The organism is Phocaeicola sp. HCN-40430, from assembly GCF_037890285.1.
Lineage (GTDB): Bacteria > Bacteroidota > Bacteroidia > Bacteroidales > Bacteroidaceae > Phocaeicola > Phocaeicola acetigenes.
In genome coordinates, this window is sequence record NZ_JBBKBS010000004.1 from 12,922 (window position 1) to 28,479 (window position 15,558).

13 protein-coding genes are annotated in these 15,558 nt (G+C 40.5%); 9 read left to right on the forward strand and 4 right to left on the reverse strand.

Annotated features, from left to right (window positions below; all coding sequences use genetic code 11):
* Positions 1–61: 61 nt before the first annotated feature.
* The 3 genes from WKU26_RS02535 (at position 62) to WKU26_RS02545 (ending at position 2,598) form a co-directional block, all read left to right on the forward strand.
* Positions 62–739, forward strand: a complete 678-nt coding sequence (locus tag WKU26_RS02535) for a response regulator transcription factor (protein ID WP_269876600.1) — start codon at positions 62–64, stop codon at positions 737–739.
* Positions 736–2,007: a sensor histidine kinase gene (locus WKU26_RS02540; RefSeq protein WP_340320789.1), complete on the forward strand. Its 1,272-nt coding sequence runs from the start codon at positions 736–738 to the stop codon at positions 2,005–2,007. Before WKU26_RS02535 ends, WKU26_RS02540 begins: the two co-directional genes overlap by 4 nt.
* Positions 2,008–2,160: 153 nt before the next feature.
* On the forward strand, positions 2,161–2,598 hold the full coding sequence (locus WKU26_RS02545; protein WP_340320790.1) for a PepSY-like domain-containing protein: 438 nt from the start codon (positions 2,161–2,163) through the stop codon (positions 2,596–2,598).
* A gap of 294 nt (positions 2,599–2,892) precedes the next feature.
* Here WKU26_RS02545 and guaA read toward each other — a convergent pair whose 3' ends face one another.
* Complete coding sequence (guaA, locus tag WKU26_RS02550; RefSeq protein WP_269876592.1) at positions 2,893–4,416, reverse strand: glutamine-hydrolyzing GMP synthase; 1,524 nt, start codon at positions 4,414–4,416, stop codon at positions 2,893–2,895.
* Between the two features lie 249 nt (positions 4,417–4,665).
* Between guaA and WKU26_RS02555 the strand changes: the two genes are divergently transcribed.
* Genes WKU26_RS02555 through WKU26_RS02565 form a run of 3 tightly spaced genes read left to right on the forward strand, consistent with a single transcriptional unit; the run spans position 4,666 to position 9,320 of the window.
* Positions 4,666–6,606, forward strand: coding sequence for a glycogen debranching enzyme N-terminal domain-containing protein (locus WKU26_RS02555; RefSeq protein WP_340320791.1), 1,941 nt, complete (start codon positions 4,666–4,668; stop codon positions 6,604–6,606).
* An 18-nt stretch (positions 6,607–6,624) separates the two neighbouring features.
* Positions 6,625–7,896, forward strand: coding sequence for a glycosyltransferase family 4 protein (locus tag WKU26_RS02560; RefSeq protein ID WP_269876590.1), 1,272 nt, complete (start codon positions 6,625–6,627; stop codon positions 7,894–7,896).
* A gap of 17 nt (positions 7,897–7,913) precedes the next feature.
* On the forward strand, positions 7,914–9,320 hold the full coding sequence (locus tag WKU26_RS02565; protein ID WP_340320792.1) for a glycoside hydrolase family 57 protein: 1,407 nt from the start codon (positions 7,914–7,916) through the stop codon (positions 9,318–9,320).
* 180 nt (positions 9,321–9,500) lie between these two features.
* On the opposite strand, the gene WKU26_RS02570 is transcribed toward WKU26_RS02565, so the two are convergent.
* Positions 9,501–10,916, reverse strand: a complete 1,416-nt coding sequence (locus WKU26_RS02570; RefSeq protein ID WP_178267429.1) for a DUF4270 domain-containing protein — start codon at positions 10,914–10,916, stop codon at positions 9,501–9,503.
* A 23-nt stretch (positions 10,917–10,939) separates the two neighbouring features.
* Positions 10,940–11,761 (reverse strand): glycogen/starch synthase, encoded by an 822-nt coding sequence (locus tag WKU26_RS02575; RefSeq protein WP_269876587.1) that lies wholly within the window; start codon positions 11,759–11,761, stop codon positions 10,940–10,942.
* A 257-nt stretch (positions 11,762–12,018) separates the two neighbouring features.
* Here WKU26_RS02575 and panC point away from each other — a divergent pair, with 257 nt between their 5' ends.
* Together panC and panD are read left to right on the forward strand one after the other, a co-directional pair.
* Positions 12,019–12,864, forward strand: a complete 846-nt coding sequence (gene panC, locus WKU26_RS02580; protein ID WP_338159039.1) for a pantoate--beta-alanine ligase — start codon at positions 12,019–12,021, stop codon at positions 12,862–12,864.
* An 8-nt stretch (positions 12,865–12,872) separates the two neighbouring features.
* Positions 12,873–13,223, forward strand: coding sequence for an aspartate 1-decarboxylase (gene panD, locus WKU26_RS02585; RefSeq protein ID WP_178267426.1), 351 nt, complete (start codon positions 12,873–12,875; stop codon positions 13,221–13,223).
* 104 nt (positions 13,224–13,327) lie between these two features.
* Here the strand turns inward: panD and WKU26_RS02590 are convergent, their stop codons facing one another.
* Positions 13,328–14,518, reverse strand: coding sequence for a multidrug effflux MFS transporter (locus WKU26_RS02590; RefSeq protein WP_340320877.1), 1,191 nt, complete (start codon positions 14,516–14,518; stop codon positions 13,328–13,330).
* A gap of 152 nt (positions 14,519–14,670) precedes the next feature.
* Here WKU26_RS02590 and WKU26_RS02595 point away from each other — a divergent pair, with 152 nt between their 5' ends.
* Complete coding sequence (locus tag WKU26_RS02595) at positions 14,671–15,531, forward strand: helix-turn-helix domain-containing protein (protein WP_340320793.1); 861 nt, start codon at positions 14,671–14,673, stop codon at positions 15,529–15,531.
* Positions 15,532–15,558 lie beyond the last annotated feature (27 nt).

Consider the following 15,558-nt stretch of genomic DNA (forward strand, 5'->3'; position numbering starts at 1 on the left):
CCGGTGGATACATGCGGTTTTTTATGTTTCTTTGATATATTTGCAAAAACATGATTTGCCTATGAAAATTCTGATTGTAGAAGATGATGCCGATTTGCGCGAAATCATCGTACGCTCTTTGGAAAAAGAACGCTATATAGTAGCGGAAGCTCCAGATTATAAAACTGCTTTATACAAGGTAGAAGATTACGATTACGATTGTATCTTATTGGATATCATGTTACCCGATGGAAACGGGCTTGACCTTTTGAAAGAGTTTCACGATATAGGAAAACATCCTAATGTGATTATTCTGTCGGCTAAAGATTCCATAGAAGATAAGGTGGCAGGATTAGACTTGGGAGCAGATGACTATCTTCCTAAGCCTTTCCATCTGGCTGAACTTCATGCACGTATCAAAAGTCTTTTACGACGGAATCATCGGGAAGGAAAGAAGCTGGTTCAGTATGGCAATATTGAAATAAATCCGGATGATTATAAGGTGACGGTAAATGGAAAAGAACTTGAACTGAACCGGAAGGAGTATGATATTCTCTTTTATTTTATGTCACGTCCGGGAAGACTGGTCAATAAAAATACATTGGCAGAGTCTGTATGGGGAGACCATATCGACCAGGTAGATAATTTCGATTTTATCTATGCGCAGATTAAGAATTTGCGTAAGCATCTGAAAGAAGCCGGTGCCACTCCGGAACTGAAAGCTGTATATGGATTTGGTTATAAATTTGTTGTAGAATGAAGCTGTTTCATTTGGTTTTATCCCGTATATCGCTGGCTCTGACGGTAATCCTGGCGCTTTGGGCTGCTTTCTTTTATCTGGCCATGGTAGAAGAAATTAATGATGAAGTGGATGATTCGCTGTCCGATTATGCCGAACGCCTGATTATCCGTTCATTGTCGGGGGATGAACTGCCGTCGGAGAATAGCGGAACCAACAATCAGTACTATTTGTATGAGGTGAGCAGGGAATATGCCCAGACTTACCCTCATTTGTCTTTCCATGATGAAATGGTGTATATTACCGACAAGGGAGAAACAGAGCCGGCCCGTGTGCTTACTGTGATTTTTGAAACGGACGAGGGGCAGTTTATGGAGCTGGTAGTATATACTCCTACTATTGAAAAATACGATTTGAGGCAGGCCATCTTGGGATGGATTATCTTTTTATATGTAGTGCTGCTGTTGATGATTGTATTGCTGAATGCATGGGTTTTCCACCGGAATATGAAACCTTTGTATAATCTTTTAGATTGGCTTGACCATTATCGCCTGGGGCATCAGAATAAGCCACTGGAAAATACAACACGCATTACAGAGTTTCATAAATTGAATGAAGTGGTTTTGCAGTCCTCTCAGCGCAGTGAGCAGTTGTACGAGCAACAGAAACTTTTTATAGGGAATGCTTCACATGAAATGCAGACCCCTTTAGCCATTTGCCGCAACAGACTGGAAATGCTGATGGAAGACGAAAGCCTGACAGAAAAGCAATTGGGTGAATTGATGAAAACTCATCAGACACTGGAAAATCTGACACGGATGAACAAGTCGCTTTTGCTTTTGTGCAAAATAGAAAACGGACAATTTGCAGAAAATACATCGGTTTGTTTTGATCATCTTCTGGAACGTTATCTGGACGACTACCAGGAGGTGTATGCTTATCGGCATATCACAGTTGAGGTAGAAAATAATGCTTCCTTCTGTGTGCAAATGAATGACTCGCTGGCTTCTACTTTGGTTTCTAATTTGTTGAAGAATGCATTTGTGCATAATGTGGATAACGGGGCTATTCATATAAAAGTAGATTCAGAATCGTTTACTATCAGTAATACAGGAGAAGAGCCATTGGATGAGAACCGTATTTTTGAGCGTTTCTATCAAGGGAAGAAAAAAGAAGGATCGACAGGTTTAGGATTGGCATTGGTCGATTCTATCTGTAAAGCTGCGCATTTATCGATACGATATACTTATAAAGATGGTTATCATGTATTTAAGGTAAGTAGGGAGTGAAAAGACTGTTTTATTATGTTTGGAGGGCTTTCTGATGCACGATAAAATATTTGAATATGAAAGTAGGGAAAATAGGATATTTCATATTCTTTTCAGATTTATCATTCAATTTTGTATCAGAAACTTAAACATTAATCATTTAAAACAATAAATATGAAGAAGCTATTATTTTTATTGATGTGTATTTTTTCTGTGCAAACAATGGTATGGGCAGACACAGATAAACCCATTCAGGTAGGTCAATTGCCGACGAAAGCTCAAAGTTTTATCACTACATATTTTAAAGGGCATAAGGTGGCATTTGCCAAAATGGAAAGTGACCTTTTTTATAAAAGTTATGATGTGATTTTCACCAATGGGGAGAAAGTGGAATTCGACCGCTCTGGTGACTGGACCGAACTGAATTGTCATAAGCATGGAGTTCCGGTTTCTGTGATTCCGGCCGAAATCCTGAATTATATAAAATCTACCTATCCGGATGAAAAGATTCTGAAAATAGAACGTGATAAAAAGGAGTACGAAGTCGTGCTTTCCAATCGTTGGGAAATTAAATTCGACAATAAATATCGTGTCATAGATGTAGATAATTAAGGAAAGCGGATATAATATGTAGAAGATACCGGTTGGCTGATGTGATCAGCTGACCGGTATTTTTTTATTGAATGCATTATAGGGTGATGCACACATTGTTTTATAACCAACGGTGTCGGCTGTATATTCAGCGTCGCCGGCTGTAGAATCAACGTCGGTGTCTGTGCATACAACGACGTCGGCTGAAGCTTCTTCCTGTTATCGTAGTCAATTGGCAATAATAGAAATAGCCCCAACTTTTTCAAGTTGAGGCTACTCCAAATGCCTTACGGAAGGCTATAAATAGGGTTTAAATTATTCCCATTCGATTGTTGCAGGTGGTTTTGAAGAGATATCGTAGCAAACGCGGTTTACGCCTTTTACTTTGTTGATGATATCGTTCGAAACCTTTGCCATGAATTCGTAAGGCAAGTGTGCCCAGTCGGCAGTCATGGCATCAGTACTTGTTACGGCACGCAATGCTACGGCACGTTCGTAAGTACGTTCATCGCCCATTACACCTACACTCTGTACCGGAAGCAGGATTACTCCAGCCTGCCATACCTGATCGTACAAGCCCCAGTCGCGTAAACCCTGGATGAAGATGTCGTCTGCGTCTTGCAGGATACGTACTTTTTCCGGAGTGATATCTCCTAAAATACGTACAGCCAATCCCGGACCTGGGAACGGATGACGGGTAATAAGATGTTCCGGCATACCTAATTCACGTCCTACACGACGTACTTCGTCTTTAAACAAAAGGCGGAGAGGTTCGCAAAGCTTCAGGTTCATCTTTTCCGGCAGACCACCTACATTGTGGTGACTCTTGATTACTGTACCGGTAATAGACAAAGACTCGATGCAGTCTGGGTAGATAGTACCCTGTGCCAGCCATTTTACATCTTTAATCTTATGTGCTTCTTCATCGAATACATCAATGAATCCTTTGCCGATAATCTTACGTTTACGTTCCGGTTCTGTTACACCAGCCAGTTCTGAGAAGAATTTTTTGCTGGCGTCTACACCGATTACGTTCAATCCCAGACATTCGTAATCATGCAATACATTCTTGAATTCGTTTTTACGCAACATTCCGTGGTCGACAAAGATACATGTCAGGTTCTTGCCGATAGCCTTGTTCAGCAATACGGCTGCTACTGAAGAGTCTACACCTCCACTCAAACCTAAAACAACTTTATCATTGCCTAATTGTGCTTTCAATTCAGCTACAGTTGTTTCAATGAATGAAGCAGCGCTCCAGTCTTGTTTACCGCCGCAAATGTCTACTACGAAGTTTTTCAAAAGTAATGTTCCGTCTTCGCTGTGGAATACTTCCGGATGGAACTGTACTCCCCACAGTTTTTCTCCTTTAGCCTGATAAGCAGCTACTGCAACCTTGTCTGTTGATGCGATAATTTCAAAGTTTTCCGGTATTGCAGTGATGGTGTCACCGTGGCTCATCCAAACTTGAGAGTTTTCACGAATGCCTTTCAATAACGGATTGTCGTGTTTGAAAGTAGCCAGATGTGCACGTCCGTATTCACGTGTATTAGCCGGTTCAACGTTTCCGCCATTGGTGTAAGCCATAAATTGCGCGCCATAGCAGATGCCTAAAATAGGGTACTTGCCGCGAATGTCTGTCAAGTCTACCTTAAAAGCTTTCTCGTCGTATACGGAGAAAGGGCTTCCGGAAAGAATGACACCAATTACAGAAGGGTCATTGTGTGGAAACTTGTTGTAGGGAACAATCTCGCAATACATGTTCAGTTCGCGAACACGACGCCCGATAAGCTGTGTGGTCTGCGACCCGAAATCAAGAATAATGATTTTTTCCTGCATATTGTTTTACGTATATGTGTATAATGTATTCTATGCTACAAAGGTACTTAGAATTTTTCAGATTTGCTATATGCTTGAAGTAAAAAACGAATGAGTCGGAAGAAAGCTTCTTGTAGTAGAGAAAAAAACAAGGATGAAGAAAAAAAAGTACACTTTTAATTTTGTAGTGTTTATTTAATTACTAATTTTGAGCACATGTAAAAATAACATTTTTTATAGAATAATTAACTATAACCTTAATATACAACTATGAGTTATTTACGATTCGATAAGACGCTGATGACAAATTTGGAAGAGTCTTTACCGCGTGAGATTCTTCGTACAAACCGGTCTGGAGCGTATCATTGTTCTACTATTGTAGATTGTAATACTCGCAAATATCATGGGTTGCTTGTGATTCCAATTCCTGAATTGGATGATGAGAACCATGTGCTGCTTTCTTCTTTGGATGAGACTGTTATTCAGCATGGAGCTGAATTCAATCTTGGGTTACACAAATATCATGGTGATAATTATAGTCCGCGCGGTCATAAGTACATCCGTGAGTTTGAGTGCGACAAGGTGCCTACTACTATTTATAGGGTAGGTGGGGTTGTATTGAAAAAAGAAATTATTTTCGTACACCATGAAAATCGGATTCTGATCCGGTATACTTTGATGGAAGCACATTCAAAGACAACTCTTCGTTTCCGTCCTTACTTGGCATTCCGTAGTGTACGTCAGTATACTCATGAAAATGATAAGGTGAACCGTCAGTATGAGGCCGTTGAAAACGGAATAAAGACATGTATGTATGCCGGATATCCGGATTTGTATATGCAGTTCAGTAAGTCGAATACATTCTGTTTTACTCCCGATTGGTATAGAGGAATCGAATATCCGAAAGAACAGGAACGTGGCTATGATTTCAATGAAGATCTTTATGTTCCGGGCTATTTTGAAATGGATATTGAAAAAGGGGAATCCATTGTCTTTTCAGGAGCTGTGTCTCCGATTGATCCTGCAGAACTGAACGGACTTTTTGCTTCTGAGGTGGATAGACGAACACCGAGAGACAACTTCAAGAATTGTTTGATTAATGCCGCTCATCAGTTCCTGAATAAACAGCACGGAGAGTCATATGTTTTGGCTGGTTATCCTTGGTTCAAATGTCGTGCTCGCGATATGTTTATTGCATTGCCGGGATTGATGTTGGCTATTAATGAAGTAGAAAAGTTTGAGACTGTAATGGACACTGCAGTCAAGGCCATTTATGCTTTCATGAAAGGCGAGCAGACTGACTTGAAAGTATATGAAATGGAACATCCGGATGTTTTGTTGTGGGCTGTATGGACTATTCAGCAATATGATAAAATGGTATCCCATGATGCTGCCAAGGCCAGATATGGTGCATTACTGAAAGACATCATGACGTTCTTGCTCGATGGCAAGCATCCTAATATGACGGTGTGTGAGAATGGTCTGATTTATTCCGACGGAAAGGAAAAGGCGATTACCTGGATGAATTCTTCTGTAAACGGACATCCGGTAATTCCTCGTACAGGATATATCGTAGAATTCAATGCTTTGTGGTACAATGCACTGAGATTTGTGGCAGCACTTTTGGGAGAAAATAGTGAAAATGAGTTTACTGCCCGTCTGGAAGAACTTGCAACACGTGTTGCTCATTCATTTGTAGATACTTTCCTGAATGAATATGGTTATCTGCTCGATTATGTGGATGGAACAATGATGGACTGGAGTGTTCGTCCGAATATGATATTTGCTGCAGCTTTCGATTATTCTCCTTTGGATGCGAAACAAAAGAAATCGGTGATCGATATTGTAACCAAGGAACTTCTTACTCCTAAGGGACTTCGTTCGTTGAGTCCGAAGAGTGGAGGATATAATCCAAACTATGTAGGTCCTCAGTTGCAGCGTGATTACGCATATCACCAGGGTACAGCATGGCCTTGGCTTGAGGGCTTTTATCTGGAGGCTTATTTACGTATCTATAAGCGTAGTGCGATCTCTTTCGTGGAACGTCAATTAATCAGCTATGAAGATGAAATGACTAGTCATTGCATAGGCTCTATTCCTGAATTGTTTGATGGAAACCCGCCGTTTAAAGGACGAGGAGCTGTATCGTTTGCTATGAATATAGCTGAAATTTTGCGTACATTGAATTTATTGGAAAAGTATGATAACTAATAAAAAGGGGGAGAGAGTATGAAAGTTTTAATGTTTGGTTGGGAATTTCCTCCTCATATTTTAGGAGGTTTGGGTACAGCCAGTTACGGTTTGACAAAAGGTATGTCGCAACAACCTGATATGGATATTACATTTTGTATACCGAAACCTTGGGGTGATGAAGACCAAAGCTTCTTGAAAATTATAGGAATGAATAGTGTGCCTATTGTATGGCGTGATGTACAATGGGACTATGTCAATAGCAGAGTAGGTAGTTATATGGATCCGCAGTTGTATTATGATATGCGTGATCATATATATGCCGATTTCAACTACATGCATACTAATGATTTGGGATGTATGGAGTTTTCCGGCCGATATCCGGATAATCTTCATGAGGAGATAAACAATTATTCTATTGTAGCGGGTGTTGTAGCCCGTCAGCAGGAGTTCGATATCATTCATTCGCACGACTGGTTGACTTATCCGGCAGGTATCCATGCAAAACAGATTTCCGGAAAACCATTGGTTATCCATGTGCATGCAACCGATTTTGACCGTAGTCGCGGTAATGTAAATCCTACTGTTTATTCAATAGAGAAGAATGGTATGGATCATGCAGATTGTATCATGTGTGTGAGTGAGTTGACACGTCAGACTGTGATTCATAAATATTATCAGGATCCTCGCAAGTGCTTTACTGTACACAATGCAGTATCACCTTTGTCGCAGGAAATACAGGATATTGTTCCAAAAAGAAACCCGAAAGAGAAGATTGTTACATTCTTGGGACGTATTACCATGCAGAAAGGACCGGAATATTTCGTAGAAGCAGCAGCGCTTGTATTGAAGCGTAGCCGTAATATCCGTTTCGTAATGGCAGGTAGTGGTGATATGATGAATGCGATGATCAGACTGGCTGCAGAAAGAGGTATTGCAGATCGTTTCCATTTCCCGGGATTTATGAAAGGTAAGCAGGTATATGAAGTGTTGAAGGCTAGTGATGTATATATTATGCCTTCTGTATCTGAACCTTTTGGTATATCTCCGTTGGAAGCCATGCAGTGTAGTGTACCTACTATCATATCTAAACAATCGGGTTGTGCTGAAATCCTTGAGAAATGTATTAAAACAGATTATTGGGATATTCATGCTATGGCCGATGCTATTCACTCTATTTGTACCAATCCGGCGTTGTACGAATATTTGCGTGACGAAGGAAAGAAAGAGGTAGATGGAATCGTTTGGGAAAAAGTAGGTCTGAAAGTCCGTAACCTGTATGAGCAGGTCTTGAAAAACTATGGTAAATAATAAAAATCTGAATCATTATGAAAACAATCTGTCTTTACTTTGAAATACATCAAATCATACATTTGAAACGTTATCGTTTCTTCGAAATAGGTACCGATCATTATTATTATGATGATTATGCCAATGAACAGGGAATTAATGAAGTAGCTGAACGTTCTTATATTCCGGCGTTGAAAACGCTGATTGAAATGGCCAAGGAAAATGGCGGAGCGTTTAAGGTTGCTTTGTCTATTTCTGGAGTTGCCTTGGAACAGTTGGAAATTCATGCTCCGGCAGTAATTGAACTGTTGCATGAACTGAATAATACAGGATGTTGTGAATTCTTGTGTGAACCTTATTCTCACGGTCTTTCTTCATTGGCAAATGAAGATTGTTTCCGCGAAGAAGTAGGACGCATGAGCCGTAAGATTAAAGATTATTTCGGAAAGGAACCGAAGGTATTCCGTAACTCCAGTTTGATTTATACCAACGAAATTGGTGGTATCGTAGCTGACATGGGATTCAAGGGTATGTTGGTAGAAGGTGCAAAACATGTGTTGGGATGGAAGAGTCCGCACTATCTGTATCATTGTGCTGAAAATCCGAATCTGAAACTTTTGATGCGTGATTTTAAATTATCGGACGATATTAGTTTACGTTTCTCTAATACTGAATGGAATGAATATCCGCTGTTTGCCGATAAGTATATTGGATGGATTGCTTCTATGCCTGAAAATGAACAGGTAATCAATCTGTTTATGGAACTCTCTGCTTTGGGTATGGCTCAACCGCTGTCTTCTAACATCCTGGAGTTCTTGAAGGCATTGCCTGTATGTGCAAAACAGAAAGGTATAACTTTCTCTACTCCGAGCGAAATTGTATCGAAACTGAAATCTGTAGACATGGTGGATGTTCCTTATCCGATGTCTTGGACAGACGAAGAAAGAGATATCAGCCCATGGTTGGGTAACGTAATGCAGCGTGAGGCTTTCAATAAATTGTATGGTGTAGCTGAACGTGTTTATTTGTGTAATGACCGTCGAATCAAGCAGGATTGGGATTATCTGCAGGCTAGTAACAACTTCCGTTTCATGACTACAAAGGATACAGGAGTGGGCTTGAATCGTGGAATTTATGATTCTCCTTATGATGCATTTACAAACTATATGAATATATTGGGCGACTTTATAGCTCGCGTAAATGCATTGTATCCTGTTGATATGGATAATGAAGAGTTGGGCTCATTGCTGACAACAATCAAGAATCAGGGTGAAGAACTGACTCAGTTGACAGAAGAGGTGACTAAACTTCAGGCTGCCTTGAAGAAGGCTGAAGCTGCTGCAGGAAAGAAGGAAACAGCTGCAAAGAAAGCTGCTTCTACAAAAGCTGCGGGAGAAAAGGCTACTGCAACTAAAAAAGCATCTGCTAAGAAAGCCGCAAAATAAGGAATAAAAACCTATCTAGAAAGATAAAAGCTTGTGTTGAAGGGAAAGATTCTGTTGTTTAGAATCTTTCCCTTTATGTTTAAAAGCGATAAGTGGTTTCTTTTATCTGATGAAATAATTGATAGAAATAAAAAAGGCTACTCGTTTGTGAGTAGCCTTTTTATCTTTGTAATATGTAGTTTAATGAAGTTTAGGACGCGTATAAATAATATTCATCTTAATATCTTCTGTATCCCCTGTTCCTCTTACGAGTCGTGCAGAGCTTACACTTAAATCATGTTCTACACCAATGATATTGTTCTGAGAATCCAAACTGATATTAACCGGTATCAGCAATACTTTATGTTGTTCTTCCAGTTCCTCCCAGTTATTGGTGTTTTTATCTGGCTTGATTTCGCTGAATATCCGGCTGATGAGTCGGTTCAACTTAGTGAATGAATAAGAGTTGGTTTTGCTGTCATAAGAAGCAATAAAAGAACTCTTGTTGTCAATCGTTTTGTTTTGCTCGAAGAAATCGATCATTTCAGACTCCTGTATCAGCATCAGATAAGATGGAGTTCCCATTTTATATTTACTTTCACTTTCGTTCTTGTATTTCGGAAGTGAAATAGATACCGCATTTAATGTATCCTGATAATGTTCGCTTTCGAAGATTTTCTGCAAAGGTAAAGTCATTTCCGTACACAAGCCAGCAGGAGTTTTCAGATAAGTACCCTTTTCATCTTGCATTTGACTGTCGAAATTCGCATTGTGGAAGTTAGTTGACATAAAGACTTCCTTTGATGCAGCAAATGGAATATAAGTGGTAGCCAAAGAATCTTTATCTCCGGCACTGTTCTTAATCCAATATTTAGCCTGCATACGCAACCATATATCTTCTATATATACAATAGAGCCATCACCATTGGTTATTTCAGCATAAAATCCGGGGAAGACGTGATTAATGAATGTTTGTGCATCCTTAAAGTAATCTTCACCACCTTCTCTTTGCTGTTCTTTGGCTGCTTCAGACAATCTGTTTACAAAGTCTTCGTTTACCCGTACAGAGATGCTTGGATAGTAATCGCTGGTATTGTGTATAGAATCGCTTACCGTTTTGTCGTAGGCAGAATAATCTTTTAAACCCAAAGGTTCGCTTTTATAAGTCCAGTCGTTGCTATTGCTGAAGTCGTAGTCTGTATAATACCACTCTTTGTGTGTACCGTCGTCTTCGAAAGGAGTTTCAAGCTCTTTTACCTTTACACGAAGTGAAGCCAATGAGTCTCCAAAATAATTGTTGTAATAAAACTCCAGTGTTACAGAGTCTATTTTTTCCAGTCGTTCTGGAAACTTATAACCTTCCGGACAATTGATTTGCGCCAGAAATCCTGCTTTCAGTTCACCAAATTCTTTGTCTGTAAATTTACCCAAATAAGCAGTGCTGGAACGTGAATAGACACGGTCGAGTGTACGTGTAGCCGTTTTTACCGGATAGGTTTCTGCAAATGCTTCTATCTGGTCTCCATCGGCTACAAACTGACCTATTCCGGTAGTTTGGTCATCACAACTATAGAGGGCAGCAGCCAATCCCATGGCTGCCAAGAACTTCACTTTCATGGTTTAATTTTTTACATTAATTTTTATTCGGCATCTTCTGTTACTTTGTCGTACAATGCATCGCATGCATCTGCAAACGCAGTTTCGTCAGCTTCGTAACCGATGACTGGAATATTCAGACTCTTTGCATAGTCTATGATATTCTGGTTGACGTGTTCACTGTTTTGTACTACTCCATCAGAATAAGCGACGGCTAATTTACATAATTCTTCGTAATTAACGGGAGAATTAATCATTTTAACATCTTCAGGAGTAATGCCTTTTAATAATAATTGTTCGGTAAAGTTGGGTGCTAAATTAGATTTGAATCCATCACTATACACCGAAAATACAACTTTTGAGTCTCTGAATGAAGGTTCGTCACAGTATGCTTTCTTTATATACAATGGAACCATAGCACTCATCCATCCGTGACAGTGAATTACATCCGGACACCAGCGCAGTTTTTTTACTGTTTCAAGAACACCTCTGGCATAAAATATGGCGCGTTCGCCATTGTCTTCATATTCATTGCCATCTTCGTCGGTAGTCATCAATCGGTGCTGGAAATAATCATCATTGTCAATGAAATAAACCTGTCGGCGAGCAGCCTGGATAGAAGCTACTTTGATGATCAGCGGATGGTCTGTTTCATCAATGATCAGATTCATCCCTGACAAACGAATCACTTCATGTAATTGATTTCTGCGTTCATTTACATAGCCCCACTTAGGCATAAATGTTCGGATTTCACGGCCTTTGTCTTGAATGGCCTGTGGCAGGTTTTGACCTATTAACGATAATTCACTTTCGGGTACGTAAGGAGTAATTTCTTGTGTGATGAATAATACTTTTTTCGCGCTCATTGTTTTATTGTTGCTCATAATCTGCTGCAAAGATATAAAAAAATAACAAAAGGGGGGGTATGAGAATCAATTAATTATTCCTTATAGTATGTTAATGGGCTGATAATAAGTATTGTGTACAATCTGATGTGAACAGGTGACTTGGAATAAGTTGATAATTTTATGTGTTCTTTTTCGCAATCTTCTTTGATTATGTGGTAAATAAGGTCTAACTTTGCCGCGGTTTTAGAATTTCATAAGTTTAAAAGCTGGTATAAATGAAATTAATTCAAACAATTCACGAACTTCGTGTAGCACTGGATGTGCTTCGGAAAGAAGGTAAAACGATTGGCTTGGTTCCTACAATGGGAGCTTTGCACGATGGACACGCTTCGCTGGTTAAGCGGGCAGTGGCCGAAAATGATGTAGTAGTGGTCAGTGATTTTGTAAACCCTACTCAGTTTAATGATAAGAATGATTTGCTGAAATATCCGCGTACGCTGGATGCCGACTGCGCGTTGCTGGAGGCATGTGGAGCTGATTTTGTATTTGCTCCTTCTGTTGAAGAAATCTATCCCGAACCGGATACACGTCAGTTCAGCTATGCTCCGCTGGATACCGTGATGGAAGGTAAATACCGTCCGGGACACTTCAATGGGGTTTGTCAGATTGTGAGCAAATTGTTCTTGATTGTGGAGCCTACCCGTGCGTATTTTGGCGAGAAAGACTTCCAGCAGTTGGCTATTATCCGGGAAATGGTGCGCAAGTATCCTTTCGACTTGGAAATTGTAGGTTGTCCGATTGTCCGCGAAGCAGACGGATTGGCTTTGAGCAGTCGTAATGCACGTTTGTCTGCAGAACAGCGTGTGCAGGCATTGAAGATTTCAAAAACTCTGTTTGATAGTGTGGAGTATGGAAAAACTCATACATTGGCAGAAACAAAGCAATTTGTAGAAGCAGCGATTGCCGAAGCAGAAGGATTGGAACTGGAGTATTTTGAAGTGGTAGATGGAAATACTTTGCAGACAGTGACAAATTGGGAAGACAGCCATTATATTGTGGGATGTATTACTGTGTTCTGCGGTGAAGTACGTTTAATTGATAATATAAAATATAAGGAGTAATTAAAGCGATGATGATAGAAGTCTTGAAATCGAAAATTCATTGCGTAACTGTCACCGAAGCCAACTTAAATTACATGGGTAGTATTACTATCGATGAAGATTTGATGGATGCAGCCAATATGATTGCAGGAGAAAAGGTGCAAATCGTAGATAATAATAACGGCGAACGTTTCGAAACCTATATTATAAAAGGTGAGCGTGGTTCCGGATGCATCTGTTTGAATGGTGCTGCAGCACGTAAGGTGCAGGTAGGCGATGTGGTTATTATCATGTCGTACGCTTTGATGGATTTCGAGGAAGCCAAGTCGTTTAAACCGACTGTGGTTTTTCCGGATAGAGTGACCAATAAGATTGTGTAAGAGCAGTGTTCCTTGTGGACCAATAAACTCATCTGAAATAAAAATGTCCGGTTGTTCCTTCTATGGGAGCAGCCGGACATTTTTTATGTCATCAAGACGACATTTTACTTCTTATAATATTGTGCTAAAGCAAGTGTGCGTCGTAAAGCCATACGGGTACAGAGGAAAGAACATACCGAACCCACCAGAAATACAATACCGGTAGATGTCATGATATTTCCCAGTCCTACAATAGGCGAAACGATACCCCCGAATGCAAATCCTAAGGCTCCCAGCAGTGCAGATGCCATACCCGCATGGTTACGTTCGCTGTCCATGGCCAATGTGTTTGAAGCCGTAAAGGTCAGTCCTAACATGGAGAGCAGGCCTATCAGAAGGACTTCATAAATCCAAAAGCTGCATTCAGAACCAAGGGCTATGCAAAGCAGTGCTGAGACGACAACCATTCCCATACTACCCCGATACAGCGCTTGTTCTGGATGGGGAAATTTGACTGCACAAGCAGCCGAAATCACGATGGAAATGGCATTGATACCAAAGCAAATGCTGAACATCATGGGAGAGAATCCATAATGCTCCTGCATGATAAAAGGTGCAGAAGCAATGTTGGCAAACAATACTCCTTGTCCGAAACCAAACTGGAGAATGTAGTACATGTAACGGCGGTTATGGATTACCTTGATGAAATTAATATATACATCTTTCCATTCTGTATGAGGTCGTCGGGTACGTGGAAGTGATTCCTGAAAATGCATACAGCCTGCCAACAGGATAATGCCTAATACGAATAAGGTCCAGAATATTCCTTGCCATCCCGTACTGTCGGCCATACTTCCTCCTGCAATGGGAGCTGCTACGGGAGCTACTCCGTTGATGGCTCCAATGATTGCCAGCATTTTTGCCAGTTCTTTTCCAGAGTATTTGTCTGCAGCAATGGAGCGGGAAATCACAATGCCACCTGCTCCAGCTATACCCTGTACAAGGCGCCATCCTACAAATTGCATAATCCGTTCCGAACAGAGGCAACCTATGGTAGACAATAAAAACAGAATCAAAGCTGCAAGTAGAGGAGGGCGTCGCCCGTATTTATCGCTCAGTGGTCCGAAAAACAATTGTCCCACAGCCAGACCTATCATACTTGCTGTAAGTCCCAGCTGCACCTGCGAAGAAGTGGTGTGGAAATAACCGGTCATTGCAGGTAAGGTGGGAAGATACATGTCGGTTACAAAGGGACCAAATGCTGTAAGCATTCCTAAAAATACCAGAATAAATAGTTGAGAGTTGTTTTGTGTCATAAAAATAGGATGTTTGAAAAACGATGCAAAAATAGATAATGTATAGGGGATGTCGGATACCATTTTCTGCGCAGTTTTTTTCATAAACGGAACAATTAAGGTATAATATTGGCTTGAAATAGCTACTTTTGTTTCATAAAAGTCAGTTTGCGATGGATACTTCTTTATTGTCTTCTCTTTCCGGAATCTATTACGAGGAAAGTAATTTGGATTTTCTGTTGCCGTCTCCGCTTTATTTTAATTGTGGGGTGCAAATACTGTGTGTGCATGGCAACGGAGTTATTTCTACAGGTGCCCAATGCTTTCATTTGCAGGAGATGTCCGAGATTATTTTCTGGGATGGAAGTATCATGCAATTGCTTCATTCCTCCGATGATTTTCAGGTAAGGATGGTACTTTATCCCAAGCGGGTGTTTCTGCAGGCTGCCGTTTCTTTGGATACAACCTTTTTCAATTACATGCGAGAATTTCCTTTGTACAATCACGGACAGGAGAAAGATGCTCAGAGTTGGGAGAAAGTCAATCTGTGGCTGGATATGGCCAAAATGCTTTTCACTCAGCCGGCCGGTCTTTTCAAGGAACGGCTGGAATTGAATTTCCTGCAGAGTATGCTGATGTGGATTTTCAGTACAATACCGGATACATATGTATCAGTAGCTCGTTCGTATACTCGCAAGCAATTATTGTTTCACCGCTTTATGCATCTGATTCACGAACATGCTCTGCGAGAACATCAGATCGGGTTTTATGCAGACAGGCTCTGTATTTCCTCCCGTTATTTGAATGAGATAACCGTGGAGTATTCGAAAGGAAAAACGCCGAAGGAGTTGATTGATGAACAGCTGACCGTTGAGATCAAAGTCCAGCTGAATAAACTGGATTTGTCGGTAGAAGAGGTTGCAGGAATTTGTTGTTTCCCGGATTCTTCGTATCTGAGTCGCTTCTTTAAGAAGCATACAGGAATTACCCCCAAAGAGTTTCGTAATAGAGAGAAGGGAAAGCGTTTGGATTGAGAGAAATACATGAAGGAGAGGCATATG

What these genes read in the sequence shown, in the direction of transcription:
- WKU26_RS02535 (WP_269876600.1), top strand. Translation starts at nt 62, where the DNA reads ATGAAAATTCTGATTGTAGAAGATGATGCCGATTTGCGCGAAATCATC.
- WKU26_RS02540 (WP_340320789.1), top strand. Translation starts at nt 736, where the DNA reads ATGAAGCTGTTTCATTTGGTTTTATCCCGTATATCGCTGGCTCTGACG.
- WKU26_RS02545 (WP_340320790.1), top strand. Translation starts at nt 2,161, where the DNA reads ATGAAGAAGCTATTATTTTTATTGATGTGTATTTTTTCTGTGCAAACA.
- guaA (WP_269876592.1), bottom strand. Translation starts at nt 4,416, where the DNA reads ATGCAGGAAAAAATCATTATTCTTGATTTCGGGTCGCAGACCACACAG.
- WKU26_RS02555 (WP_340320791.1), top strand. Translation starts at nt 4,666, where the DNA reads ATGAGTTATTTACGATTCGATAAGACGCTGATGACAAATTTGGAAGAG.
- WKU26_RS02560 (WP_269876590.1), top strand. Translation starts at nt 6,625, where the DNA reads ATGAAAGTTTTAATGTTTGGTTGGGAATTTCCTCCTCATATTTTAGGA.
- WKU26_RS02565 (WP_340320792.1), top strand. Translation starts at nt 7,914, where the DNA reads ATGAAAACAATCTGTCTTTACTTTGAAATACATCAAATCATACATTTG.
- WKU26_RS02570 (WP_178267429.1), bottom strand. Translation starts at nt 10,916, where the DNA reads ATGAAAGTGAAGTTCTTGGCAGCCATGGGATTGGCTGCTGCCCTCTAT.
- WKU26_RS02575 (WP_269876587.1), bottom strand. Translation starts at nt 11,761, where the DNA reads ATGAGCGCGAAAAAAGTATTATTCATCACACAAGAAATTACTCCTTAC.
- panC (WP_338159039.1), top strand. Translation starts at nt 12,019, where the DNA reads ATGAAATTAATTCAAACAATTCACGAACTTCGTGTAGCACTGGATGTG.
- panD (WP_178267426.1), top strand. Translation starts at nt 12,873, where the DNA reads ATGATGATAGAAGTCTTGAAATCGAAAATTCATTGCGTAACTGTCACC.
- WKU26_RS02590 (WP_340320877.1), bottom strand. Translation starts at nt 14,518, where the DNA reads ATGACACAAAACAACTCTCAACTATTTATTCTGGTATTTTTAGGAATG.
- WKU26_RS02595 (WP_340320793.1), top strand. Translation starts at nt 14,671, where the DNA reads ATGGATACTTCTTTATTGTCTTCTCTTTCCGGAATCTATTACGAGGAA.